This window comes from Kutzneria chonburiensis, assembly GCF_028622115.1.
GTDB classification, from domain to species: Bacteria; Actinomycetota; Actinomycetes; order Mycobacteriales; family Pseudonocardiaceae; genus Kutzneria; species Kutzneria chonburiensis.
In genome coordinates this window covers 3,775,384-3,801,110 of record NZ_CP097263.1, presented here as the reverse complement: position 1 = coordinate 3,801,110, position 25,727 = coordinate 3,775,384, and the positions used below count along the sequence as shown (strand labels likewise).

Annotated in this window: 12 protein-coding genes; 4 read left to right on the top strand and 8 right to left on the bottom strand. The window is 70.8% G+C overall.

Annotation, left to right across the window (positions count from 1 at the left end; all coding sequences use genetic code 11):
* Positions 1–4: 4 nt before the first annotated feature.
* The 5 genes from M3Q35_RS16925 to M3Q35_RS16905 are packed head-to-tail and all read right to left on the bottom strand — an operon-like array spanning position 5 to position 17,060.
* Complete coding sequence (locus M3Q35_RS16925; RefSeq protein ID WP_273942785.1) at positions 5–850, bottom strand: 3-hydroxyacyl-CoA dehydrogenase family protein; 846 nt, start codon at positions 848–850, stop codon at positions 5–7.
* Positions 841–1,767, bottom strand: coding sequence for an SDR family oxidoreductase (locus M3Q35_RS16920; RefSeq protein ID WP_273944367.1), 927 nt, complete (start codon positions 1,765–1,767; stop codon positions 841–843). The genes M3Q35_RS16925 and M3Q35_RS16920 overlap by 10 nt, the downstream gene beginning before the upstream one ends.
* Positions 1,725–5,003 carry a type I polyketide synthase gene (locus tag M3Q35_RS16915; protein ID WP_273942784.1) on the bottom strand — a complete coding sequence of 1,093 codons (3,279 nt, stop codon included), beginning with the start codon at positions 5,001–5,003 and terminating at the stop codon, positions 1,725–1,727. Before M3Q35_RS16915 ends, M3Q35_RS16920 begins: the two co-directional genes overlap by 43 nt.
* Positions 5,004–5,010: 7 nt before the next feature.
* Complete coding sequence (locus tag M3Q35_RS16910; protein WP_273942782.1) at positions 5,011–9,465, bottom strand: type I polyketide synthase; 4,455 nt, start codon at positions 9,463–9,465, stop codon at positions 5,011–5,013.
* A gap of 11 nt (positions 9,466–9,476) precedes the next feature.
* Positions 9,477–17,060, bottom strand: coding sequence for a type I polyketide synthase (locus tag M3Q35_RS16905; RefSeq protein WP_273942781.1), 7,584 nt, complete (start codon positions 17,058–17,060; stop codon positions 9,477–9,479).
* A gap of 245 nt (positions 17,061–17,305) precedes the next feature.
* On the opposite strand from M3Q35_RS16905, the gene M3Q35_RS16900 reads away from it, so the two are divergent.
* Genes M3Q35_RS16900 through M3Q35_RS16890 form a run of 3 tightly spaced genes read left to right on the top strand, consistent with a single transcriptional unit; the run spans position 17,306 to position 21,686 of the window.
* Positions 17,306–18,541 carry a pyridoxal-dependent decarboxylase, exosortase A system-associated gene (locus M3Q35_RS16900; RefSeq protein ID WP_273942780.1) on the top strand — a complete coding sequence of 412 codons (1,236 nt, stop codon included), beginning with the start codon at positions 17,306–17,308 and terminating at the stop codon, positions 18,539–18,541.
* The gene (locus M3Q35_RS16895; protein WP_273942779.1) at positions 18,529–20,766 is read left to right on the top strand and encodes an AfsR/SARP family transcriptional regulator; all 2,238 of its coding nucleotides are present in this window, start codon (positions 18,529–18,531) and stop codon (positions 20,764–20,766) included. Before M3Q35_RS16900 ends, M3Q35_RS16895 begins: the two co-directional genes overlap by 13 nt.
* A 14-nt stretch (positions 20,767–20,780) precedes the next feature.
* Complete coding sequence (locus M3Q35_RS16890) at positions 20,781–21,686, top strand: TIGR03564 family F420-dependent LLM class oxidoreductase (protein ID WP_273942778.1); 906 nt, start codon at positions 20,781–20,783, stop codon at positions 21,684–21,686.
* A 4-nt stretch (positions 21,687–21,690) separates the two neighbouring features.
* Here the strand turns inward: M3Q35_RS16890 and M3Q35_RS16885 are convergent, their stop codons facing one another.
* Together M3Q35_RS16885 and M3Q35_RS16880 are read right to left on the bottom strand one after the other, a co-directional pair.
* Positions 21,691–22,332 (bottom strand): response regulator, encoded by a 642-nt coding sequence (locus M3Q35_RS16885; protein WP_273942777.1) that lies wholly within the window; start codon positions 22,330–22,332, stop codon positions 21,691–21,693.
* On the bottom strand, positions 22,320–23,615 hold the full coding sequence (locus tag M3Q35_RS16880) for a sensor histidine kinase (RefSeq protein WP_273942775.1): 1,296 nt from the start codon (positions 23,613–23,615) through the stop codon (positions 22,320–22,322). The genes M3Q35_RS16885 and M3Q35_RS16880 overlap by 13 nt, the downstream gene beginning before the upstream one ends.
* Positions 23,616–23,777: 162 nt before the next feature.
* Here M3Q35_RS16880 and M3Q35_RS16875 point away from each other — a divergent pair, with 162 nt between their 5' ends.
* Positions 23,778–23,978 (top strand): PLD nuclease N-terminal domain-containing protein, encoded by a 201-nt coding sequence (locus tag M3Q35_RS16875; RefSeq protein ID WP_273942774.1) that lies wholly within the window; start codon positions 23,778–23,780, stop codon positions 23,976–23,978.
* A gap of 6 nt (positions 23,979–23,984) precedes the next feature.
* Here the strand turns inward: M3Q35_RS16875 and M3Q35_RS16870 are convergent, their stop codons facing one another.
* Positions 23,985–25,667 carry a hypothetical protein gene (locus M3Q35_RS16870; RefSeq protein WP_273942772.1) on the bottom strand — a complete coding sequence of 561 codons (1,683 nt, stop codon included), beginning with the start codon at positions 25,665–25,667 and terminating at the stop codon, positions 23,985–23,987.
* Between the last annotated feature and the right edge of the window lie 60 nt (positions 25,668–25,727).

Sequence of the window (25,727 nt, the reverse complement as noted above, 5' to 3'; positions counted from 1 at the left end):
CCCCTCAGGCGTTGTAGGTGTAGAAGCCGCGGCCGCTCTTGCGGCCGTGCAGTCCGGCGTCGGTCATCTGCTTGAGCAGCGGGCACGGCCGGTACTTGCTGTCGGCGTAGTGCTCGTAGAGCACCTCGACGCTGTACAGGATGGTGTCGACGCCGATCAGGTCGGCGGTCTCCAGCGGGCCCATCGGGTGGCCGAAGCAGCCGCGGAACACCTCGTCCACCGACTCGGCCGTGGCCACGCCCTCGTGCACCAGGTAGGCCGCCTCGTTGATGGTCAGCATCAGCACGCGGTTGGACACGAAGCCGGACGCGTCCTTCACGTCCACCCAGCGCTTGCCCATGTCGGACAACAGTTCCCGGGTGCGCCGCAGCGTCTCCGGCGTGGTGTGGAAGCCGGGGATCAGCTCCACCACGGGCTTGGCCGGCACCGGGTTCATGAAGTGCACGCCGACCACGCGCTCGGGATGCGTTCCCACGGAGGCGATCCGGGTGATCGGGATGGCGGAGGTGTTGGCCACCACCACGGTGTCGGCCGGCAGCACGCGGTCCAGCTCGGCGTGCACCTCCCGCTTGACCTCCCAGTTCTCGGTGACGTTCTCGATCACCAGCTCGGCCTTGGCCAGCTCGTCGAGGCCGACGGCGGTGGTGATGCGGGACAGCACCTCGTCCGGGTCGAGGGTGGGGCCGCCCATCATCCGGGACAGGCGGCAGTTGCGGTGGATCGCGGCCCTGGCGTCGGCCAGTACCTCTTCGGTGGTGTCCACGAGCACGACGTCGTGCCCGCCGGTGGCCACGTTCTGCGCGACGCCGATGCCCATCACACCCGCGCCCACCACGCCGATCACTGCCATGACTGCTCCGTTTCCGTGTTGGTGTCCAGGACCTGCGCGGCGAGCCCCCGCACGGTGGGCCGCTCGAACAGCGTCGCGGTCGGGACCGCGACGCCGAGGCGTTCCCTGACCAGCGCCAGCATGTGCAGCGCGATCAGCGAGTTGCCCCCGAGGTCGAAGAAGTTGTCTTTCGACCCGACCGGCTCCACGCCGAGCACGGACGACCAGATGTCGGCCAGCGCCTGCTCGTTGTCGTCGCCGGGCGCCACAAACGGTTGCGGCAGCTCGGGTCTCGGGTATCGCTTGGTCGTGGTCTGTTGCCGCGGAAGGATTTGCACGCTGCCCCGGACCGGCAGCCGGTCACCCAGGCCGCCGGCGGCGACCACGAGCTGACCGCCGTGCTTGAGCACCCGGTCGAACGCGGTGAGCGCCTCGGGACGGGTCATCGTGTGCTTGGCCATGCTGGCACCGATCCGGCCGTCCAGCCGGTCGAGGGTGCCGGGCCAGGTGTCCCAGGCCGCGCACGTCCAGTTCTCGTTGCGGGCCAAGGCGGTCAGTGCCGCGTTGGCCGCGGCGTAGGCGCCGAGCGTGACGCCGCCGAGCAACGACGAGGTGGACGAGAACAGCACGCACCAGTCGGGGCGGTCCACCTCGGGCAGCGTCGCGATCACCGTTGCCAGCACCCGCGCGCCTTCGACCTTAGCACCGAAGTGCTGCGCCACAATGGATTCGCCGCTTTGTGCCAACGGGAGGAGCTGGTCGGGGCCGACCGAGGCGGCGGCATGCACGACGCCGTCGATCCGGCTTTCCTCGAACAGCGCCCGCATGGCGTCGACATCGGTCACGTCGACCTGGCGCACGTCGGCGTTCTCGACCTCGCCGCCGCTGCGGCCGGTCAGGATGACCTTCGCGCCGGCGTCGACGAAGTGTTGCGCCAGTTGACGTCCGACCGTGCCGAGGCCGCCGGTGATGAGATAGGTCCCGCCGGACTTGATCGACTGTCCGGCCCCGGTCCTGGCCGGCTCGTAGCCGGGGAGTAGCGGCGGTCGCCGCGGTGGGCGACGAGCACGGCGTCGGTGGGGCGGGTCAGCTCGGCGGCAAGCGCTTGCGCCGCCTCGGTGATCGTGTACGTGGGGTCGAGGTCGACGCCGCGGGCATCGAGGTTGAGGTATTCCTGGTTCGCGACAACGGGAAGCGCGGCAATCGCGGCCTGGATCGGCGACACGGGCTCGCCGACGGGCTGACCGCCGCGCGTCACGACGAGCACGGTCAGGTCGTCGCCCGTGGTCAACGTCCTTGCCGCGGCGGCAACGGCCGTGACCTCGTCGACGGCGTCCAAAGCGGACAGATCGACGACCGTGCCGTACAGGTCGCCGCAGCTCAGCTCGGCGTCGAAACCCTGCTGGCACAGCAGCTCGGTCAGTGCCTCGCCGATGCCGCCGGCATCGGGAATGATCACGAACTGCGCCGGCTCGGCCGGCTGGCCGGGCGGCGTCCGGGACCAGACCTGCGTGAGCAGCTCGACGTTGTCCTTGATCACCGGCTTGGGCGCGTCGATCCAGTAGCGCTCGCGCTGGAACGGATAGGTCGGCAGGCCGACCCGGCCGAGCTCGCGATCACCCTGGTAGCCGGCCCAGTCGATGGCCACGCCGGCCAGCCACAGCCGTCCCGCGGCCTCGGCCAGCACCGACTCGCGCCGGTCGTCGGCCGCCGGCAGCGTGGGCACGATCAGCGGCCAGCGGTCCGGCGTGCAGTCGCGGTGGCCGCGGATCATGGCGCCGAGCGACTGGCCGGGACCGATCTCCACCAACGCCAGATCACCCTGGGCCAGCACGGTTTCGATGGCCCGGTCGAACTGCACGGGCGCGCACATGTGCTCGGCCCAGTACTCCGGCGTCGGCGCTTCGGTGATCAGCTCGCCGGTGACGTTGGAGACGTACGGGATGGTCGGTGCGTGTAGCGTGATGTTGGCCTTGATCCACACGGTCAGCTCGTCCCGGATCGGGGCCAGCATGCGAGAGTGGAACGCGTGCGTGGTGGCGAGCGGGCGACAGGGGATCGAGTCCGCAGCCAGCTTCCGTTGCAGGTCAGCCAGATCCGCGCCGGAGACGACCGTGAGATCCGGCCCGTTGATCGCGGCGATGTCGACGCCGTCGAGCCGCGGACGGAGCTCCTCGGCCGAGCGGGGGACGGCAGCCATGGCGCCGCCGGGCAGGGCGTTGATCAGCTTGGCCCGGTGGGCGACGAGCTTGAGCGCGTCGTCCAGCGACAGCACGCCGGCCAGACAGGCGGCGACGTACTCGCCGAGGCTGTAGCCGACCAGCACGGTCGGCTCGACGCCCCAGGACCGGATCAGCTGGGCCAGCGCGTATTCGACGGCGAACAGCGCCGGGTGCAGGCGATCGGTGGCGTCCTGTCGGGAGGTCTGCGTACGGCCCATGAGCTGGGCGAGGCCGTTGGAGGTGGCCCGGCGCGGCTGGAGCAGGTCTTGCAGCGGCTCAAGGCCGACGATCTCCATGCAGGCGTCGATGGCCATGGCGAACACCGGCTCGGTCTCGTACAGGTGCCGGGCCATGCCCGGGTACTGCTCGCCCGCGCCGGCCAGCAGGAACCCGACGCCGCGGTCGGTGCGGCCGTCGTGCCTGGTCAGGAACTCGCCCTCGCGGATCTTGTCGGCCGCCTCCGCGTTACTGCCGGCGACCACGATCCGCCGGTGCCGGAACACCGATCGACCCTGCTGCAACGTGTTCGCCGCATCGGCCAGCGAGTCTTCCGTGACGGCAAGGTGATCGGCCAGCCTGGAGCCCATTTCATCGGCGGCCTGGGCGGTTCGGGCCGACCACACCAGCAGTTCCTGCCGTGGCGACGGGTCCCGGACGACAACCGGGGCTTCTTCGACGATCACGTGGGCGTTGGTGCCACCGATGCCGAAAGCGCTGACGCCGGCCCGCCGCTTGCGCTCACTGCGCGGCCAGTCCTGTGTGGACGTCACCACGTCCAGCTCCGCGCTGCCCGCCGCGAGCTGCGGGTTCGGGGTCTCCAGGTTGAGCGTCGGCGGTATCTCCTCGCGGTGCAGGGAAAGCGCCGTCTTGATCAGGCCCGTCACACCGGCCGCCCGGTCGAGGTGGCCCACGTTCGTCTTGATCGAGCCGATGCTCAACCGCTCACCATGGAAGACCCGTTGCAGGGCAGCGATTTCCGAGGCGTCGCCGAGCGCAGTGCCGGTGCCGTGCGCCTCCACGTAGTCGATGTCCGACGGTTCCAGCCCGGCTGCCGCCAGCGCCTCTGCGATCACCGCGGCCTGACCCTCGACACCCGGGGCAGTGAATCCGACCTTGCGGCCGGCATCGTTGTTGACCGCCCAACCGCGCAGCACCGCGTACACCCGGTCGCCGTCGGCCAGCGCGTCTTCCAAGCGCCGCAAGGCAACCACGCCGACCCCGCCGCCCAGCGGCGCGCCGAGACCGGCGGCGTCGAAGGCCCGGCACTCGCCGTCCGGCGGCGCGATCCCACCTTCCTGGTACAGGTAGCCGACTTCGTGCGGCACGGCCAGCGACACGCCGCCGGCCAGCGCGAGGTCGCACTCGAAGTTGGCCAGGCTGCTGGCCGCCACGCACACCGCCACCAGCGACGTCGAGCACGCGCTCTGGATCGCGAAGGCCGGCCCGGACAGTCCGAGCAGGTGAGCCACCCGGGTGGCGAGGGTGTCCTTCTCGTTGGCCAGCGCCACCGCCATGTCGCCCATCTCGCGGGCGGCCCCGGCCGGCGCCAGGTTGTTGATCAGGTACGTGCTCCAGGCCGTGCCGGCGAACACCCCGACCGCACCGTCGAAACGGGCCGGATCGCAGCCGGCGTCCTCGAGGGCGTGCCAGCAGTGCTCCAGCAGCAGCCGGTGCTGCGGGTCGAGGATCTGCGCTTCCTTCGGGGTGATACCGAAGAAGCCGGCGTCGAACTCGGCGATGCCGTCGATCACCGCGCCCGCCTTGACGTACGCGGGGTCGGCGAGCAGCTCGGGGGAGACGCCGTTGGCCAGCAGCTCCTCGTCGGTGAACCGGCGCAGGCCGGACCGGCCGGCCCGGATGGTCGCCCACAGCTCGTCGACGTCGGCCGCGCCGGGGAAGCGCCCGGCCATGCCGACCAGCGCGATGTCGGTGCTCTGGATCTCGTCGGTCATCGGGTCCTCACTTCTGCCGGGCGCGACGACGACGTTCGCCACGGGATGCGCCGAGCGCCGGTCTGGGCTGGTCAGATGCCGTCAGCTCGGCGGCGAAGGTGGCTACCGTCGGGTGCGCGAACAGCACGGCCGGCGCGATGGCCCGGCCGACGACCTTCTCGATCGCCGCCACCATCGCCATGCCGACCAGCGACGTGCCGCCGAGGTCGAAGAACGGGTCGTTGACGCCGATGCGGTCGATGCCGAGGAACTCGCCCCAGATCTCGGCGACGGTCGTCTCCAGGTCGGTGCGCGGCGGGGCGTAGTCGGTGCGCAGCGGCGGCCTCGGGAACCGCGTCGACTCCGGCGTGGCGGCCGTCTCGACGAGATCGGCGAGGTTGCTCAGCGCGGACCATTCCCGTTGCGCCGCCGGAAGTTCCTGCCGCATCGCCACGACGGTGCCGTTGGCGCCGCCAACGATCCGGTCCAGCAGGGCCAGGCCGGCGGCGTCGCTGAAGCCGTTGCGGCGGCGGTAGGCCGCGCGGTCTGCGATGGCTTCGCTGCCGTCCTGCCAGGCGTCGTACTGCCAGTGGCCCCAGGTCACCGTGATCACCTGGGTGTCCGAAGTGGACGCCAGTGCGGTGCCGTAGGCGTCGAGCACGGTGTTCGCTGCGCAGTAGTCGCCCTCGCCGAGACCACCGAGCACAGTGGACACTGATGAGTAGAGGATCACCTTGCGCGGCGGGGTGGCCGAGTTGATCAGCTCGTGCAGCGGCTCCAGGGCACGGACCTTCGGGGCCAGCACGGCATGGGCGTCATCCAAGGTCTGCCGCTGGGCCAGGCCGCTGCCGGGAACGCCGGCCGCGTGCACGATGCCGTGCAGCTGCCCGAACTTCTCCTGGGCCTGCTCGATCGCCGACCGGAACTGGTCCGGGTCACCGACATCGGCCTTGATCACCAGCACCTCGGTGCCGTCGATGTCGACCTCGCCGCCGCTGCGGCTGACCAGTGCCAGCCGGCTGACTCCCTTGCCGGCCAAGTGCTTGGCCAGCCGGAGGCCGAGACCCTTGGTGCCGCCGGTGATCAGGTACGTGCCGGCCCAGCCGGGCTCGCCCGACGGCGTGATCTCGGTGTAGCCCTTGAGCCAGCGGCGACCGTTGCGCCAGCCGATGAGCGCCGGCTCGGCCGCCGCGTCCTCGTACGACCACGGCCCGCGCCGCAGCTCCTCGGCCAGGTTCTTGGCCGCCGCCAACGGATCGGCGTCCGAGGCCAGGTCGATGCCGCGCCAGCTCAGTCCCGGGTACTCGGCCCGGACGCCGCGGCCGAGGCCGTGCACGATGGCGCGATACGGGGTGGGAGTATCGCCGCCGACGATCTCCGACGCCCCGTCGCTGACCGTCAGGAGGCGGACGCCGTGTTCCTTGGCCGTGCCGGCGAGCGCCTGCACAGCCAGCAGCAGCGTGTCGAAGCCGCTGGTGATCGCGGTGTCGGGGGAGTCGGCGAGCAGGCTCCACAGGTGTACGACCTGCACCGGGCCGTCGGCAGCGAGGATCTCGCGGTACAGCTCGGGAACCGTCGGGTCGATCACCACGCGTCGGCCGTCCCGGCGGCGGCCGGTGCCCGGCGCGACCTCGACGACCCGCACGCCGGCCGCTTCGGCGATGTCCGCCAGGCGGCCGCCGATTCCGGTGTCGTCGGCGAACACGATCAGCGTGCCGGTGAGCTCGTCCAACTGCGGGCGGGACAGGTCGGTGCGCCAGATCGGGCTGTACAGCAGGCCGTTCGACGGTGTCGCCGACTTCTCCTTGGCCTGCGGCCAGAAGCGCGTGCGCTGGAACGGGTACGGCGGCAGCTCCGCGAGCTGACCGCCCCGGTCGAACGCCGCCCAGTCCAGGTCGACGCCGATCTCCCACAGCCGGCCGCACGTCTCCAGGACGCTGACGTTCTCCTCCGGTCGGTCCACCGCCGGCCACGGGGCCGCCAGCGTGCCGAGGACGGTCGGGCGGGTGGTGACGTTCTGCCGGACGAGGCCGCCGAGGGTCTGGCCGGGGCCGAGCTCCACGTACGCGTCGGCGGCGAAATTCTGGATGCTCTCGGCGAAGCGGACCGGCCGGCACAGGTGATCGGCCCAGTACTGGGGATCGGTGGCCTGGGCCTCCGTCAGCACGGTGCCGGTGGCGTTGGAGATGATAGTAACGGTCGGTGCGTTACGTTCGACGGTGGCGATCAGCGCCGCCAGCTTGTCCTGCATTGGCTGCAACAACGTGGAGTGGAAGGGATGCGCCGACCGCAGGGTGCGGTTGGCGATGCCGTTGGCCTTCAGCTGCTGCGAGACCTGCTCGATGTCGTGTGGCGAGCCGCTGAGGACGGTCATCTGCGGGCCGTTCAACGCCGCGATGTCCACCGGCAGGTCGCCGAGCTGCTCGGGCCCGGCCGCCGCGGCGAGCATCCGGCCGGCGGGTGCCGACTCGATCAGCCGGGCCCGCTCGGTGACGACCCAGAGCGCGTCGGACAGCGAGAACACACCGGCGATGCAGGCCGCCACGTACTCGCCCAGGCTGTAGCCGACCAGCAGATCGGGCTTGATGCCCCGGTGCGCCAGGAGCTGGGCCAGCGCGTACTCGACCGTGAACAGGAACGGGTGCGCGATCTCCGCGTGGTCCATCACGTCGTCCGAGGGACCGCCGCCGAACAGCGACGGCACCTGCACCTCGGCCGGCGGTTCGGCGAAGAACAGCTCGCGAAGGTCGACCCCGCAGCGGTCGGCGGCGATGTCCAGGCACTCGTCGACGGCCGCCGCGAACACCGGTTCGTGCTCGTAGAGCGCTCTCCCGAGCCCTCGATACTGGTCGCCGACACCCGGCAGCAGGAACGCCACCCTCGGCTTTTCGTGCCCTGCTTTGATAGCCGGCTCGGAGGTGGCGAAACGCGCCTTGGCGTCGGCGGCGTCGGTGGCCACGATCGCCCGGCGGTACTCGTGGTGGGTCCGGCCGACCTGCAACGTGTGGGCCAGGTCCGTCAGCTGGGCGTTCGTGCCGCTGAGCGCCTGTAGGCCGTCACGGAGAGCGCTCTCCGACGCCCCTGACACCGGGAGCAACGTGAGCCCCTCGACCTGAGTCGGTGCCGGTGCCGGCTTGGCTTCGAGGACGATGTGCGCGTTGGTGCCGGACCAGCCGAACGAGCTGACCCCGGCGATCGCGCCGGCCGGCAGCTCGGTGCTGGCCGTCGCCGGCCGCACGGTGTCGCTGGCCACCACGGCCTCGGCCGGCTCGGACATGTTCAGGTTCGGCGGCACCACGCCGTTCTCCAGCACCAGAACCGTCTTGATCAGGCCGGCGATGCCGGCGGCGGCGTGCGTGTGGCCGACGTTGGTCTTCACCGCACCGACGTGCAGTGGGACTTCACGCTGGTGGAAGACGTCGTTCAACGCCCCCAACTCGATCTCGTCGCCCAGCGCCGTGCCCGACCCGTGGGCCTCGACGAAGGCGATGTCTTCGGGCTTCACCTGTGCTGCCGCGTGCGCCCGGCGGATCACGTCGACCTGGGCGGCGCGGTTCGGCGCGGTGAGGCCGTTGCTGCGGCCGTCCTGGTTCACGGCGGTGCCGCGGATGACCGCCCGGACGCGGTGCCCGTTGCGCTCGGCATCGGACAGCCGAGTCAGCAGCACCATGCCGCCGCCCTCGCCCATCATGTAGCCATTGGCGCCGGCGTCGAAGGTGTTGCAGCGGTCCGCGAGCAGGGCGTTGGAGCAGCTGTAGATATACAGGAACTCGTGCAGCGCGAGGTATCCGCCGCCGACCAGCACGTAGTCGCACTCGTTGTTGCGCAGGGCCTGCACGGCCAGGTGTACGGCGACCAGCGAGGACGAGCAGGCGGTGTCCAGGGAGAACGTGGGCCCGTGCAGATCGAAGTGGTACGCGATGCGACCGGCGACCACGCTACCGAGGCTGCCCTGACCCATGTACGGGTCGGTGTAGACGTCGATACCCTCGCGGTCGTGCTCCAACTGGCCGTACTGGAACGCGTCGGAGAAGCCCAGCAAGACACCGGTTCGGCTACCCGCAAGCGTTTTCGGCGGGGTGCCGGCATCCTCCATGGCTTCCCAGGCCAGCTCCATGAGCAGCCGCTGCTGCGGGTCCATCCGCAGCGCCTCGCGCGGCGGGAAGCCGAAGAACTCCGCGTCCCAGCCGGCCACATCGGGCAGGAAGGCCCCGGTTTTCGGCTGGTACAACGTGTTGTCCTCGGCCGACGGGTCGTGGTCGAACCGGCCGCGCGGGAAGCCGGTGATCTCCGCCGCCCGGCCCTCTCGCAGCATCTCCCAGTACGAGGGCACATCCGGCGCGTCCGGGAAACGGCAGGACATGCCGATCACGGCCACCGGCTCGTGCTCCCGGGCGTCGGCGTCGGCCAGCCGGCGGCGCGCGTTCGCCAGGTCGACCGTCACCCGCTTGAGATACTCGCGGAGCTTGTCCTCGCCGGCCATGGTTTTCCCTTTCACAGCTGGTTGTCGATGAAGGCGAAGATCTCCTCGTCGGAGGAGAGATCAAGGCCGGTTGTGTCGGGGACGAGGGTGCGCAGCGTCTCCTGGAGCACGGCGGCCAGCCGGTCGCGGTGCTCATCGTCCAGAGTGGACGGATCGATGCGGTCCAGCGCCTCGCGCAGCAGGTCTTCCGGCGACGGCTCGGCCGGCACGAGCTCGCCGGCCAGGTAGCCGGCCAGCTTGGTCACCGTCGGGTGGTTGAACACCAGTGATGCCGGCAACCGCAGACCCGTTGCCGCACCGAGTTGGTTGCGCAGCTCGACCGAGGTCAGTGAGTCGAGTCCCTGCTCCCGCAACGGTTTGTCCGGATCGACCGTGGCGGCGGACCGGTGCCCGAGCGCCACCGCGACCTTGTCGCGGACCAGCCGGAAGATCGAGTCGGCGTCGAACCGCTGAGCCGGCGCGGCCTCGACCGTCACGGCCCGGCGCGGCTTGAACAGACTTCGCAGCACGGGCGGCACGTCGTCGCCGTCCCGGCGCCACCGCGCCGCGACGAGCTGGGCGTTCGGCTCGCTGATCGCTGCGTCGAACATCTCCAGGCCCTGCTGCACACTCAGCGGCGCCACCCACGCAACCTTGTTGACGTGCGCGGTCATGGCCGTCGGCAGCGACCACAGGCCCCAGGCGATCGAGGTCGCCGGCAGGCCCAGGCTCTGGCGATGGGTGGCCAGCGCGTCGAGATAGCTGTTGGCGGCGGCGTAGTTGCCCTGCCCGGGGTTGCCGAGCACACCGGCGACCGACGAGAACAGCACGAACGCCTTGAGGTCCGGCAGGAGTTCGTGCAGCAGCCAGGCCGCCTCGGCCTTCGGCCGGAGCACCGTGTCCAGCTTCTCCGGCGTCAACTCGGTGACGGTCGCGTCGTCGAGGACGCCGGCCGCGTGGATCACGGCCGTGATGCGGCGGCCCTTGATCAGCTCGGTCAGCTGGGCCCGGTCGGCGACATCGCAGGCCACGTCGCCGCTTCGGGACACCGGCAGCAGATCGGTGATGCCCTTGGACCGCAGGTGTTCGGCGATCAATGCGCCGAGGCCGCTGGTGCCGCCGGTGATCAGCACGGTGCCGCCGCCGAGGTCCATGGTGGACCCCGAGATGGTGTGCCGGACGATGCGCGGCACCAAGAACCTGCCGTCACGCACGGCGAACTGCGGCTCGTCGGTGGTCGGGATCTCGTCCTCGGCGCAGTCGGCCAGCACGAACCGGCCGGGATGTTCGGACTGGGCCGAACGGACCAGCCCCCACGTCCGCGCACCGTCCAGAGTGGACGGATCGGCGCGGAACACCAGCCGCTCGTCGGTGTCCTTCTCCACCCACTCCTGCACCTGGGCCAGCACTCTCGTGAGGTCGCCCGGCCGGGCCACGGTCAGCGACGCCTGGCCGGTCGGCTCAGCCTCTACCCAATCGACGCGGTACAACTCAGCCGAGGCAACGCCTTGCGGTGCCGGCGCCAGGGTGAGCGACTCGACGCCGCCGATCTGCGTGCCGTTTTCGTCATAGATGGCCAAGGATCCGTTGCTCAGCCGCACTCGGATCCGATTGACACCACGGCCGTTGAACCACACGCGGGACCAGGAGAACGGCAGCTTCAGTTCGTCGGCGTCGAGCACGAGGATGTGCAGGGCGGCGTCCAGCAGCGCCGGGTGGACGGTGAAGTCGCCGGCATCGGGGATCGCCACCTCGACGAGATAGTCCTCGCCGTCACGGTAAGCGCTCCGCAGCAGCTGGAACGCCGGCCCGTACTCGTAACCGCCGGCCTTGAGCCGGTCGTAGGCATCGGTGAGATCGATCTCCGTGCCGATCGGCCAGGTGGTGAGCCTGTTGGTGACGCGGGGGCCGTCACTGAGGAAGCCGTCGGCCTGCCTGATCCAGTCGCCGTCGGTGCGGGAGTGGATGGCCAGCGAGCGCCGGCCGTTCTCCTCGCCGCCGACCGTGACCTGGAGCTGCACCGAGCCGGTGACCGGCAGGACGAGTGGGGCGTGCAGGGTCAGGTCTTCGAGCTGGTCGCCATCGGCGGCCGTCAGCGCGAGGTCGACGAAGGCCGTGCCGGGCAACAGAACCGTGCCGTTGACGGCGTGGTCGACCACCCAGGGGGCGCTGTGCCGGGAGATCTTGCCGGTCAGCAGCCGGCCGCCGGTGTCGGCCACCGGGACCGCGTCGGCCAGCAGCGGGTGCATGCCGGTTTCGTTGGTGTGCAGCCAGAATCGTTGCCGGTCGAAGGCGTACGTCGGCAGCTCGATGCGCTGTGTCACCGGGCCGACGATCTTCGGCCAATCCACGGCCGCGCCCTGTGTGTACGCCGTCGCGGCGGCGATCAGGAACTGGTGCTGGCCGCCTTCGTTGCGGCGCAACGTCCCCACGGCCGTGCCGTCGACACCCTCGTCGGCCAGGATCTCCCGGACCGCGCCTGCCAGGATCGGATGCGGGCTGACCTCGATGAACAGCGGCCGGTCGCGGAACTTCCGGACCGCCGGGTCGAAGCTGACCGGGTCGGCCAGGTTGCGGTACCAGTAGTCGGTGGTCATCGCCGTGCCATCGATGAAGTCGCCGTGGCAGGTCGAGCAGATCTTGGTCGTCGCCTCGACCGGCTCGATCGTGCCCAGCTGCCGCAGCAGTTCGTCACGGACCGCCGCGACGTGCGGGGTGTGGGCGGCGTAGGCCACCGGCGCGCGTCGAAGCTGCACGTCATCGCCTTGCGCCGCCTCGAATTCGTCGAGCGCCTCGAGGTCGCCGGCGATCACCGTGGCCGTCGGGCCGTTGTCCACCGCCAGCCAGAGCCGGTCACTCCACGGCTTGATCCGCTGACGGACCTCGTTCGCCGGCAACCCAACCGCCAGCACGCCGCCCGTGCCGTCCAGCGCGCCGACGATCTGCCCGCGCAGCGCGCTGATCTTCGCCGCGTCGTTCAGTGTCAGCGCCCCGGCCACCGCCGCCGCGGCGATCTCGCCTTGTGAGTGGCCGATCACCGCCGCCGGCTCGACGCCGATCGACTGCCACAGCTTGGCCAGCGACACCATCAGCGCCCACAGCACCGGCTGCACCACGTCCGTGCCATCCAGCGTCGGCTCGCCGTGCGTCAGCACGTCGATCACCGACCAGCCCGTGTGGGGCCGCAGCGCTTCATCGCATCGACGAAGCTCGTGCGCAAAGGTTTCGTTCTCGCGCAGCAGATCCACCGCCATGCCCACCCACTGCGCCCCCTGACCAGGGAAGACGAACACCGGGTCGGTGTCACGGGTCGCTTCGCCGGTAACTAGTGCCGGGTGCGGTTCGCCGGTCGCAAGCGCTTGCAGCGCTTCCCGCAGCTCCTCACGGGAGTCCGCGACGATCACCGCACGATGTTGGAAGGCCGGCTTGCGGGCCAGAATTGCTGCCGCTGCGTGAAGGTCGCCGGTCTCGGCGACGTCGGCAAGGCGGTGTGCCTGGGTCCGCAGCGACACCTCGGTACGCGCGGAGATGACCCAAAGCAGGGGGGTGTTGTCGTTGCCGGAAACCTTAGGCTCGGCCGCGACCCCCTCGACGATCACGTGGGCGTTGGTGCCGGACATACCGAAGCTGGACACAGCCGCGCGCCGAGGACCAACCGGCCACTGCCGGTGCTCGGTGAGCACCCGACCATTGCCGGACTCCCAGTCCACTTTGGACGTCGGCTGGTCGACGTGCAGGGTCCGCGGCACCATGCCGTGCCGCATGGCCATCACCATCTTGATCACGCCCGCGACACCGGCCGCCGCCTGGGCGTGGCCGATGTTGGACTTGACCGAGCCGAGCCACACCGGGCGATCGGCGGGGCGGTTCTGGCCGTAGGTGGCGAGAACGGCGTGCGCTTCGATGGGGTCGCCGAGGGCGGTGCCGGTGCCGTGGGCCTCGACGACGTCAACGTCCGCAGTGGACAGACCGGCGTCGTTCAAAGCCTTGCGAATGACTTCCCGCTGAGCCAAACCGTTCGGTGCGGTCAGGCCGTTGCTGGCGCCGTCCTGGTTCACGGCGATGCCACGGATCACCGCCAGCACCTCGTGCCCGTTGCGCTCGGCGTCGGACAGGCGCTCCAACAGCAGCACGCCCGCACCCTCGGAGAACGACGTGCCGTCGGCGTTGTCGGAGAAAGCTTTGGCCCGGCCGTCGACCGACAGGCCGTTCTGACGGGTGAACTCGACCAGGTTGCCGGGGCTGGCCATGAGCGTGGCTCCGCCGGCCAAGGCCAGTGTGCATTCCCCGCGCCGCAACGATTCCACGGCCAGCTGGATCGCCACCAGCGACGACGAGCAGGCGGTGTCGATCGTCAGGGCCGGGCCGTTGAAGCCGAAGGTGTAGGCGATACGGCCCGAGGCGACGCTGAGGGCGGTGCCGGTCATCAGGTGACCGTCGACGACCCCGGTCGGCTGGTGCAGGCGAGGGCCGTAGTCCATCGCCATCGCCCCGACGAACACACCGGTCGACGAGCCCTGGAGATCGTGCAGGCCAGCCCGTTCCAAGGCCTCCCAAGAGATCTCCAGCATCAGCCGCTGCTGCGGCTCCATCGCCAGCGCCTCACGCGGGCTCAACCCGAACAACGCCGCGTCGAATTGGTCGGCGTCGTGCAGAAAGCCTCCGTTGCGCGTCACGCACGCGCCGTCGAACAACGCGTCCAGATCCCAGCCGCGGTTCGACGGCAGCGGCGTGACGGCATCCTCGCCGTTCGCGATGAGCCGCCAGAAAGCCTCCGGCGAGTCGGCCCCGCCGGGGTAGCGGCAGCCCATCGCGATCACGGCGATCGGGTCCGAACTCGACGCGTCGGCCGGGATGGGCTGGCCGGCCACCGGTTGTGCCGCCGGTGTGGCCGGTCCATTCTCCGACCGCTGATCCGCAACCGCCGCCTTGAGCCCGTCGACCAACCGCTGAGGGGTCGGGTAGTCGTAGAGCAGCGAGGTCGGCAGCTTTCGCCCGGTCTGTGCCGAGAGCTGGGCGCGCAGGCGCATCAGCGAGTTCGAGTCGAACCCGAGTTCCTTGAACGGACGCGTGGCGTCGATGGCCGACGCGTCCTTGTGCCCCAACACATGGGCAGTGGAGCTGAGTACAGTCTCGCGCAGATCACCAGTGGCCGCAACCGTCTGCGCGGCGGCGATCTCGCCGTACCAGTGCCGTTCCCGCTGGAACCGATAGGTCGGCAGGTCCACCTTGCGGCCCGTGATCTGCCACGCCACCGGCGCGCCGACGACGTACGCCTCGGCCAGCGCCCGGCGGATCCGCTCGGTGCCACCTTCGTCCCGACGCAGGGTACCGACGACCGCGGCCTCGCCCTCGACGGTCTCGTCGATGCTGTTGAGCAGCAACGGATGCGGGCTGCACTCGATGAACCGCCCGACGCCGTCGGCCAGCGCCCGCCGCGTGGCGTCGATGAACCGCACCGGCTGCCGCAGATTGGCGAACCAGTAGTCGGCATCCAGCTCGCGGGTGTCCAGCGGCTCGCCGGTCACGGTGGAGATGAACGTCACGTCCGTCGCTTGTGGACGGACGGCCTCGAACAGCGGCAACAGCTCGCCCCGCAGCACGTCGACTGCGGGGGAGTGGGAGGCATAGGCCGCCGGTACGATCTTCGTCCGGACGTCGACCAGTCGCTCCTGCAACCCCGCCAGCTCATCGGCCGGCCCGGCCAGCACCACTGAACGCGGCCCGTTCACCGCCGCGATCGTCACGCCCGGCGGCAGCATCTCCTGCACCACGGAAGCCGGTGCGCCCACGGACATCATGCCGCCGCCGGTCAAACGGCCGGCGATCTTGCTCCGCAGGGCGATCACCCGCGCGCCGTCGACCAGCGACAACGCGCCGATCGCCGTGGCCGCCGCGACTTCGCCCTGTGAGTGCCCGAGCACCACCTCCGGGGTGACGCCGTTGGCCCGCCACACCGCGGCGAGCGACACCATCACGGCCCACAGTGCCGGCTGCACCACGTCCACCCGGCTCAGATCGCCGGCCTCCCGCAGCAGCTCCAGCACGTCGAAGTCAACAAAGTCGTTCAACGCGGCTGAACATTCGGCCAGCTTGGCGGCGAACACCGGCTCCTCGGCCAGCAGGGCCTGCGCCATCTCGACCCACTGACCGCCCTGGCCGGGGAAGACGAACGCCGTCGCACCGGGCGAGACCTTGCCCGTGACCACGTCATCGCCGAGCATCACGGAACGGTGTTCGAACTGGGTCCGGGTGTGCAGCAACGAGTAGGCGATATCACGGTCCATAAAGGACGAAAGCGTTTGCGACTGCGCCGCAAGGGCTTTCGCCGACCGGGCGGTGATGATCAGCGGGGCGTCGGTGCGGACGGAGTCGTCCCGAGGCTCGATCGGGCCGGCCGCCACCACCAGGTGGCAGTTCGTCCCGCCGACGCCGAAGGAGCTCACGCCGGCGATCCGCCGACCCGGCCAGCTCTGCTTCTCCCGCACCACATCGAGGTTCAGCTCGTCGAACGGGATGTCCGGGTTGGGCGTCTCGAAGTTCAGGCTGGCCGGCAGCACCCCGTGCCGCAGGCTGAGGATCACCTTGAGCAGCCCGGCAATGCCGGCCGCGCCCTCAAGGTGCCCGATGTTGGTCTTGACCGACCCGACCAGCAGCCGCCGATCGGCCCGCAGCACCGCGCCGAGGGCGCGCGCCTCGATGGGGTCGCCGACCCTGGTGCCGGTGCCGTGCAGCTCGACGTACCCGACCTCGGCCGGCGAAACGCCGGCGGCGGCGTGGGCCAGGCGGATGACTTCCTGCTGGGCCTCGCCATGGGGAACAGTGAGCCCCTCGCCGCCGCCGTCGTTGTTGACGGCCCCGCCGAGGATGACGGCGTGAATGCGATCCCCGTCGGCCACAGCTGAGGCGAGCGGCTTGAGCACGATGACCGCGCCACCTTCGCCACGGACGTAGCCATTGGCGCGAGCATCGAACGTGTGGCAGCGGCCGTCGGGCGACAGCGCGCCGAACTCGGCGATGGCCTCGGTGGTCTCGGCCAGCAGGTTCAGGTTGACGCCGCCGGCCAGCGCCAGCGTGCACGAGCCCCGACGCAGCTGCTCGCATGCCACCTGCACGGCGACCAGCGAAGACGACTGCCCGCTGTCCACGGCCAGGCTCGGACCGGTCAGCCCGAGCAGATACGACACGCGGTTGGCGATGAGGCTGCGGTGGGTGCCGGTGAGTGAATGCGGGCCGGCCCCCAGCTTCGAGTGCAGCAGCGCGTAGTCCCCGTTGATGGCCCCGACGACCACCGCGGTCCCCGAGCCGCGCAGCGAATCCGGCGCGATTCGGGCGTTTTCCAACGCCTCCCATGACAGTTCCAGCGCGAGTCGCTGCTGCGGATCCATGGCCGCCGCCTCGAGCGGCGAAATGTCGAAGAACGCGGCATCGAAACGGTCAACATCGGCAATGAATCCGCCGCGGCGGAACTCCGTCGCGCCAGGCCAACGGCCGTCGGGCGGCTCGGTGATCGCGTCGCGGCCGGCGTCGAGCAGCCGCCAGAACTGCTCCGGGTCGGCCGCCCCCGGCAGCCGGCACGCGATTCCGACCACGGCGATCGGCTCGTTCGCAGCCATGCCAGTCATTCGCTCACCGCCGTCACGAGAGGGGAAATTCGCTGCCGATCGTGCGGTCTGCGGAATGCGGCGGGCAAGGCGCGGGCGGCGGCCGGAAAAGGCCGGCAACTAGTGGACAGCGGCGGTGGACACGGGCGTGCCCCTACCCGCCCGGCGAATATGGGTAGGGCGTACCCATGTGGGTAGTGGGCCGCACTTGACAGAGTTTCGGCGGAAGTTGAGTCGGCAAGTGATCGAGGGGTGCCATGTCGAACACGTTCCCCCGGGTGGACGGGGTGCTGGCCGTCGGCGGCGTGCCGGTGGACCGGCTCGCGGCGCGCGTCGGCGGCACGCCGTTCTTCGCGTACGACCGCGACCGGCTCACCGCCCGCGTCACCGAGCTGCGCGCGGCGCTGCCGGCGGAGATCTCACTGAGCTACGCGGTCAAGGCCAACCCGATGCCGGCCGTGCTGCACCATATGAGCGGCCTGGTGGACGGGTTCGACGTCGCCTCGGCGGGCGAGCTCCAGCTGGCCATGGACACCACGATGCCGGCCGACCGGATCAGCTTCGCCGGCCCGGGCAAGACCACGGCCGAGCTGGTCCAGGCCGTTGCCGCGGGCGTGACCGTGGAGCTGGAGTCGATCACCGAGCTGCGCCGCGTCCAGGACGTCAGCTCGGACCTCGGCATCCAGGCCCGGGTGGCGCTGCGCGTCAATCCGGACTTCGCGGTGCGCGGCGCCGGCATGACGTTGGGCGGCGGGGCGCAGCAGTTCGGCATCGACGCCGAGCAGGTGCCGTCCGTGCTGGCGGAGCTCGGTGACCTGGACTTCTACGGCTTCCACGTGTTCGCCGGCTCGCAGAACCTGCGCGCCGACAGTATTTGTGAGGCTCAGCGGGCGACCGTCGAGCTGGTGCTGCGGTTGGCCGCAATGGCGCCGACACCGGTGCGCTACGTCAACCTCGGCGGCGGCTTCGGCATTCCGTACTCGGCCCGGGACACCGCCCTCGACCTCGCGCCGATCGGCGAGAACCTGGCCAAGCTCGTCGACACCTCGCTGCGCCAGTTGGACGCCCGCGTGGTGATCGAGCTCGGCCGCTACCTCGTCGGCGAAGCCGGCGTCTACGTGACCCGGGTGGTCGACCGCAAGCATTCGCGGGGCACGACGTTCCTGGTCGTGGACGGTGGTCTGCACCACCAGCTCGCCGCGTCCGGCAACTTCGGGCAGAAGATCCGCCGCAACTACCCGCTCACGGTGGCCACCTCGGCCGCCGCCACCGAGACCGTCACCGTCGTCGGCTGCCTGTGCACGCCGCTGGACCTGTTGGGGGACAAGGTCGAGCTGGCGCGGGCCGAGGTCGGCGACCTGATCGCGATCTTCCAGGCCGGGGCGTACGGGCTGACCGCCAGCCCGACCGCGTTCCTCGGCCACCCGCCGCCGCGCGAGCTCCTCGTCGGCGCCACGGCACACTCTCTGGGGGAGTTCAAGTGGAGACAGTGACACCAAGTTTCCGGCTACTGGGGCTGCTCCAGGTGAACGCCGCCCGCGTGACCGCCCGCCGCCAGCAGGTGGTGCTGGCCATGCTGCTGCTCAACGCCAACCGAGTGGTGCCATTGGAGAGCCTGCTCGACGCGCTGTGGGGCAGCATGCCGCCGGCCACCGCCCGGGCGCAGATCCAGACCAGCATCTCCGCGCTGCGCCGGCTGACCGTGACCGCCGGTCTCGGCGACCGGATTCGGGTGCGGGGCCTGGGCTACACCATCGAGCTGGCCCCGGCCGAGCTTGATCTGCACGTGTTCGAGGACCTGGTCAGCCGGGGCCGCGCCGAGTTGGCGGCGTCCAGGTCCGACGCCGCGCGGGAGGCTTTCCGTGGTGCGCTGGCGCTGTGGCGCGGGGAGCCGTTGACCGGCGTCGACAGCGCCGTGGTGCGGGCCAACCAGGTGCGCATCGCGGAGCGGCGGGTCGAGGCGTTCGAGGACTGCTTCGACGCCGAACTGCAACTGGGCCGGCACCACGAGATCGTCGGCGAGATCTCCACCATGGTCGAGGAGTTCCCGCTGCGGGAACGCTTTGTCGGCCAGCTGATGACCGCGCTGCACCGCTGCGGACGGCGGGTCGAGGCGCTGGCGGCGTACCGGACCGTGCGACAGACCTTTGTGGACGAACTCGGGCTCGAGCCGGGCGAGGAGCTGCGCCGGCTGCACCAGGACATCCTCAACGGCCACGCCGCGTCCACTCCACCCACCGCAAGCGTTTCCGTGCCGCGCATGCTGCCGGCCCGGCTGCCGTACTTCACCGGGGCCGAGGATCTGCTCGACGGGGTGGCCGATGCGTTGCCGGTCACGGTGATCACCGGTCGGGCCGGCGTTGGCAAGTCCGCGGTGGCGATCGAGGCGGCGCACCGGCTCACCGCCGATTTCCCCGACGGCCAGCTCTACGCCCGGATGACCTCGGATGTCGCCGACGTGCTCGAACGGTTCCTCCAGGCGCTGGGCTTCACCGCGATCCCGGCCGACGTCGAGGGGCGCGCGGCCCTGTACCGCAGTGCGATCGCCGACCGGCGGGTGCTGACGGTCGTGGAGGACGCGGCCGACATCGCCCAGATCCGTTGCCTGCTCCCGAGTACCGCCGCCAGTCGGCTGATCATGACCACCCGGACCCGGACCGGCGCCCTGCCCGGTTCGACCGTGTTCGAGCTGGACGTGCTCAGCCGCCGTGACGGCATCGAGCTGCTGTCGGCCATGGTCGGGCGGGACCGGGTGTGGGCCGAGTTCGCCGAGGCCGGTGAGCTGGTCGAGCTGTGCGGCGGCCTGCAACTGGCCGTCACCCGGGCTGCGGCGATGTTGGCCGCACGTCCACATTGGACGTTCGCGGACCTGGTCGCGCGGATGCGGGTCGACCGCCTGGACCCGCAGGTGCGGGACAGCCTCCAGCGCGGCTTCGCCGCGCTGCCGCCGGCATCGCGCACCTTGTTCGCGCGGCTGGGATCCCTGCCGACGACCTGCTTCGCCTCCTGGGTGGCGGCACCGCTGCTCGACCTGGACGCCGTGGCCGCGGCCGATGCGTTGGAGGGCCTCGTCGATGCGCGGCTGGTCGACGTGACCGGTGCGGGCGCGACCGCTCGCTACCGGCTGCACCCGCTCGCGCGGATCCACGCCCGTGAACTCCTGGCCGGGCAGGAAAACGACGGCTACCAGACGCGGCTGCTCGGTGCCTGGCTCGGTCTGGCCGACGAGGCGCGGCTGCGGCTGGGCTTCGGCGCCCGCGGCGAGGCGAGCCGCTGGATGCTGCCGTCGTCCGTGGTCAACGCCGTGCTGGCCGACCCGCTCGGCTGGTACGCCCGCGAACGCGCCGCCCTGCTCGCGACCGTGCAGCACGCCGCGTCCACGGACGCCGTCGAGCACTGCTGGAACCTCGCCGCCGCCATCGCCGATCTTGCTGGCGCGCAACGGATGTTCGGCGACTGGCGGGACAGCAACGACTGCGCCCTGCGCGCCGCGCTCCGCACCGGCGACCGGCTCGGTGAGGCCGCGATGCAGTACCTGCTCGGCGAACTCGACCTGCGCGAGCACCGCTACGCCGAGGCGTCGGCCCGGATCTCGCTCGCGCTCGGCATGTTCGACCGGCTCGGTGAGATCGGCTGGCAGGAGCTGGCCGAGCGGTCCCTGGCCGTCGTCGACTGGGCCACCACCCCGCACCTGCGCCACGCCGAGCTCGCCGGCTGATCCGGGAGGACACCATGACCATCGGAGCCGTGCTGCCGGCCGGAGACGCCGCGCACGCCAAGAACATCGTCGACGAGCTGATCGCCCAGACCCGGGAGGCCGCGACCGCCGGGCTGTCGTCGGTGTGGTTCACCCAGCTGTTCGACCACGACGCGATCAGCCTGGCCGCTTTGGCCGGACGGGAGGTGCCCGGCATCGAGGTCGGCACCGCCGTCGTGCCGCTCTACTCCCGTCACCCCCTCGTCATTGCCTCGCTGGCCCAGACCGCGCAGGCCGCCACCGACGGCCGCTTCACCCTCGGCGTCGGCCTCGGAGTGCGGGGCCTGCTCGAACCCGCCTACGGGCTCGACTATCCGCCGCCCATCCGGCTGCTGCGGGAGTCGCTCGAGGTCCTCAACCAGGCCCTCGACGGCGAGCAGGTCTCGTTCGCCGGCTCGGCCGTCCGGGCCCGGCCGCCGCTACCCACCGCCGTGGCCGGCGGCGACGGCGTGCAACTGCTGGTCGCGGCCATGGCCCCGCAGACCCTGCGGGCCACCGCCGAGTTCGCCGACGGCACCATCCCCTTCCTGGCTGGGCCTCGGGCGATCGAACGCCACATCGTGCCGGCGTTCGCCGGCTCCTTCGAACCACGCATCGTCGCCGCCGTGCCAGCCGTGGTCACCAGCGACGTCGACGCCGTCCGTGCCGTCGCCGCCACCACCCTCGGCTACTACGGCGACATCCCTTCCTACCGCCGGATCCTCGACGCCGAAGGCGTCGACCACCCGGCCGACCTCGCTCTCATCGGCTCCGAGACCGACGTGGCGGCCGGCATCCGGCGCTACTTCGACGCCGGCGCCACCGATGTCGTGCTCATCCAGTCCGGCATGCGCTCGACCGCCGACCGCCTCCGTACCTGGCAGCTAGCCGGCTCGCTCTGAGCCATCACCCCTTCAGAAACGTCAGCACGGCCAGCACTCGGCGGTGGTCGCTGTCGGCCATCGGCAGGTCGAGCTTGGTGAAGATGCTGTTCACGTGCTTGGCCACCGCGCTCTCGCTGACCATCAGCAGGTCGGCGACGCCCGCGTTCGACCGGCCCTCGGCCATGTACCGCAGGACCTCGGTCTCCCGGGGGCTGAGCCGGGCCAGCGGCGCGCTGCGCGTGCGCAGCAGGAGCTGGGCGACGGCCTCCGGGTCCAGCGCGGTGCCGCCGTCGGCGACGCGGCGCAGCGCGGTGAGGAACTCGCCGACGTCGGCGATGCGGTCCTTGAGCAGGTAGCCGACGCCGGAGGTCTCGGTGGCGAGCAGTTCACTGGCATAACGCTCCTCCACGTACTGGGAGAGGACGAGCACCGCCATGGCGGGCCACTGGCGGCGGATGACCAGTGCGGCACGGAGTCCCTCGTCGGTGTGGGTGGGCGGCATCCGGACGTCGAGCAGGACGAGGTCGGGCTCGTGGTCGGCGGCGGCGCGGAGCAGCTCGTCGGCGTCCCCGACGGCTTCGACGACCTCGATGCCGGCGCCGTCGAGCAGCCGGACCAGGCCCTCCCGCAGCAGCACGGAGTCCTCGGCGATCACGACTCGCATGGCAGCTCCGCGGTGAGGATGGTGGGACCGCCGATCGGACTGTCGACCCGGAACGACCCGTCGATGGAGCCGACGCGGTGCATCAGCCCACGCAGGCCGCTGCTGTCGTCGAGCCGGGCGCCGCCGCGTCCGTCATCGGTGACGACAACGGCGATGGTGTGCTCCCGATGGCTCACCCGAATGTCCACTCGGGACGCGCGGGCGTGTTTGGCGACATTGGCGAGTGCCTCCGAGACGACGAAGTAGGCGACGGCTTCCGTGGTCCGCGACGGACGGTGGGGCAGGTCGACGTGCAGGGTGACGGGCACCGGCGAACGGGCCGAGATGCCGGACAGCGCGGCGTCGAGGCCGCGCTCGTCGAGCACGGCCGGGTGCAGCCCGCGTACGAGATCGCGCAGCTCGGTCAGCGCCAGCTTGGCCTCCTCGTGCGCGTTCTCGATCGCCTTGCGGGTCGCCTCGGGCACCGCGTCGAGGTCGAGCCGGGCGATGCCGAGGTTCATGGCCAGCGAGACCAGCCGCTGCTGGGCCCCGTCGTGCAGGTCGCGCTCGATGCGCCGACGCTCGGCGTCGGCCGAGGCGATCACGTCCAGGCGGCTGTCCACGACGACGCGCACCCGTTCGGACAGCTCGGCCAGCTGTTGCCGCCGGCTCGGACCAAGCAGATCACGGGCCATGCCGACCTCCAGCCGGGCGATCCATTCCGCCACCCACGGCGCCAGGTGGAACGCCACCACACCGAGCGCGCTGGTCAACAGCACCGTGGCCGTCGAGCCATGGTCGGGCAGCCACCACAGGTAGAGCAGTTGCAGCGCCAGCGGCGGCCCGAGCAGCCACAACGCCGCCGTGATCGCCAGTGAGACAGTGCTCAACACGCCGGCGAGCAGGTGATAGGCGAGCTGACACCAGGTGGCCGACTGGGCCGCGAGCCCGAGCAGGCGTCGCCGCGTGGGCGGCGCCGGCAGCTCGATGCCCAGTACCGCGGCGAACCGCCAGCGCTGCACGACCGTGCACGGCACTGACCACAGCAGCAGCGCCGTGAACAGCGGGATCACCAGGACGAAGGTCCACGGCCGCCAGGTCGCGAAGGGTTGCAGCGGGGGTATCAGCCAGCCCATCACGGCCGGGCCCAGCAGCGTCGCACAGGCGATGGTGAGGGTGGTCAGCCCGAGCACGCCGACGGTGCCGACCAGCCCGATCGGCCAGCCCAGCGCGATCAGCGCGGTCGCGCGCCACGGCTGCGGCGACCACGGTGCGCGCAGGATGCGGCGGGCTAGTTGCTGCATGCGGCTCACCGTAACGACGGCGGGCGGGGCCGGCCATGGCACCAGTGCCCGCCTTGGACCTGTACCTAGCACCACCCCAAAGACGGACATCTGCACTACTGCGCCGGCCACGCCCGCCGCGCGATGCTTGCACCGTCCATTCCAGACGAAGGAGCGACCGACATGACCCTGACTCATCTCCTGATCGTGCTACCCATGCTGGTGCTGGAGGTGGCCGCGATCGTGGACGTGCTCCGGCGTGACGTCGACAGCGGCACCAAGATCGGCTGGGTGATCGCCGACCTGTGCCTGCCGGTCGTCGGGGCGCTGGCCTGGTTCCTGTTCGGCCGGCGCTCCAAGGCCGTGCGCCGGGCCTCGGCCTGACCCGGCTCATTCCGTGCTGGCGATGACCTCGAGGTCGGCGTTGAGCCCGGTGGCCGACTGGCGGGCCGAGTTGAGCATGGACTCCAGCAGATACAGGCGCATGAGCTCGGGCGAGCCGCGACCGCCCGGGCCGCGCAGCAGATCGTAGGTGCGCTTGCTGACGTGCGGTTGCAGGATGACCACCCGCATGTCGTCGGTGGCCACCCGGGCATCGAGCTGGCGCAGGAAGTCGCGACGGCCGCGGACGCGCCGGCCGTCGATCCAGGACGCGGGCCGCCGCACCGGCGGCCGGGAGAGTTGGGGACGGAGGTGCCCACGACTGACGTAGATGAGGTTCTTGACGGCCTGGCTGACCACCACCTCGTACGCGGCGGCGGAGACGTCGCGGTCGCGGGAATGGCTCTTGGCCGACTTCACGTGGATCAGGCTGAGCGTGCGGGCGGTGTCGATGTGCAGGAAGTCGGCGACCTCGCCGGGACCGTCGTCACAGATCAGCCAGCCGTGCCCGTAGTGCCGCACCACCCAGTCGAACAGTGAGTTGTCGGCCCCGATGTTGTCGTGGATCTGCTGCGGCGAGTCGGCGCGGGGCTTCTCGCGGCGGATGTCCCAGCCGCGGAAGTCCTCGAACCGCCAGTTGCGAAAGGGGTATTCGGGGGCACGGGCCTGCCAGAACCGGCCGCGGCTGTAGGAGTGCCCCGACTGGTAGTACACGGTGAGCAGATCGGTGTCGAGGATGGGGGAGTCGCCGTCGAGGCGGACCTTGTCGCCGACGAGCTCCGGGGTGACCTCGACCGTGCCGTCGAGCACGAACGAGGCCGAGTCGGGGAAACCCGTGACGGAAGGAGGAGTGTCCCGTGCGGACAGTGCCAGGTCGCGCAGCTCGTCGCTGAGCGCGCCCGCCGGCAGCGTGTCGGGGTCCTCGACGATGACCTCGAAGGCGTCGCGAACCTCGGCGAGGTCGGCCGGACTGGCCAGCATGGTGAGGAAGTCGGGCCGTTCGGCGCCCTGGGCGCGCGCGTCCTCCAGCAGGTCGAGCAGCTCGGCGGCCATCGCGGTGAAGGTCTCGACATCGGCGCGGGTGCTCAGCCACACCAGGGCGTTACGCGGTGTTGTCCCGGCGTTTCCCTTGAGCAGCAGCAGATCCGGCCGCAGCGGTAACGCGGCGCGGGCCGAGCCGGCCACGTAGGAGCCGTCCTCGTGCGGGCTCAGCGTCTGCTCGACGCTGGTGCCGCTGAGGACCTTGCCGTCGGCCTTCACGCTGCTGCGCCGGTGAATCCCGCGTAACCACAGGTTCTTCACCTCGCCTTGGATGAGCGCGCTCTCCAGCACCTCGGACGGGTAGCGCCGCAGTGAACGCTGGCGGTCCAGCCAGGTCTGCAGCCGCTCCTGGGTCGGCCGGTCCGTGCAGACGACGAGAAAACCGCCACGCCGCAACACAATCGTGAGCTGATGGGTGATGTCGACGAACCCCGCGGCGGGGCCGGCCCAGGTCGGCGGATCCTCGCGACGGCGCACGAACGCCAGCAGGTCCGGCCCGTCGTGCCGGGCCACGATCTCGCCACGACCGGAGGTGAGCAGGAAATCGGTGAGGGCGGCGAAGTCCTCGCCCTCGAGGACCACGACGGAGAAATAGGGACGGACGGCGGCCAACGGCAGCGACCCGGTGTTGTTCGACTCAGGGGTGTTCATGGTGACGCACCTCCCGTCACCAGTGTCGCAGCCGCCGGCCGCCGGATTACCTCATGTCAC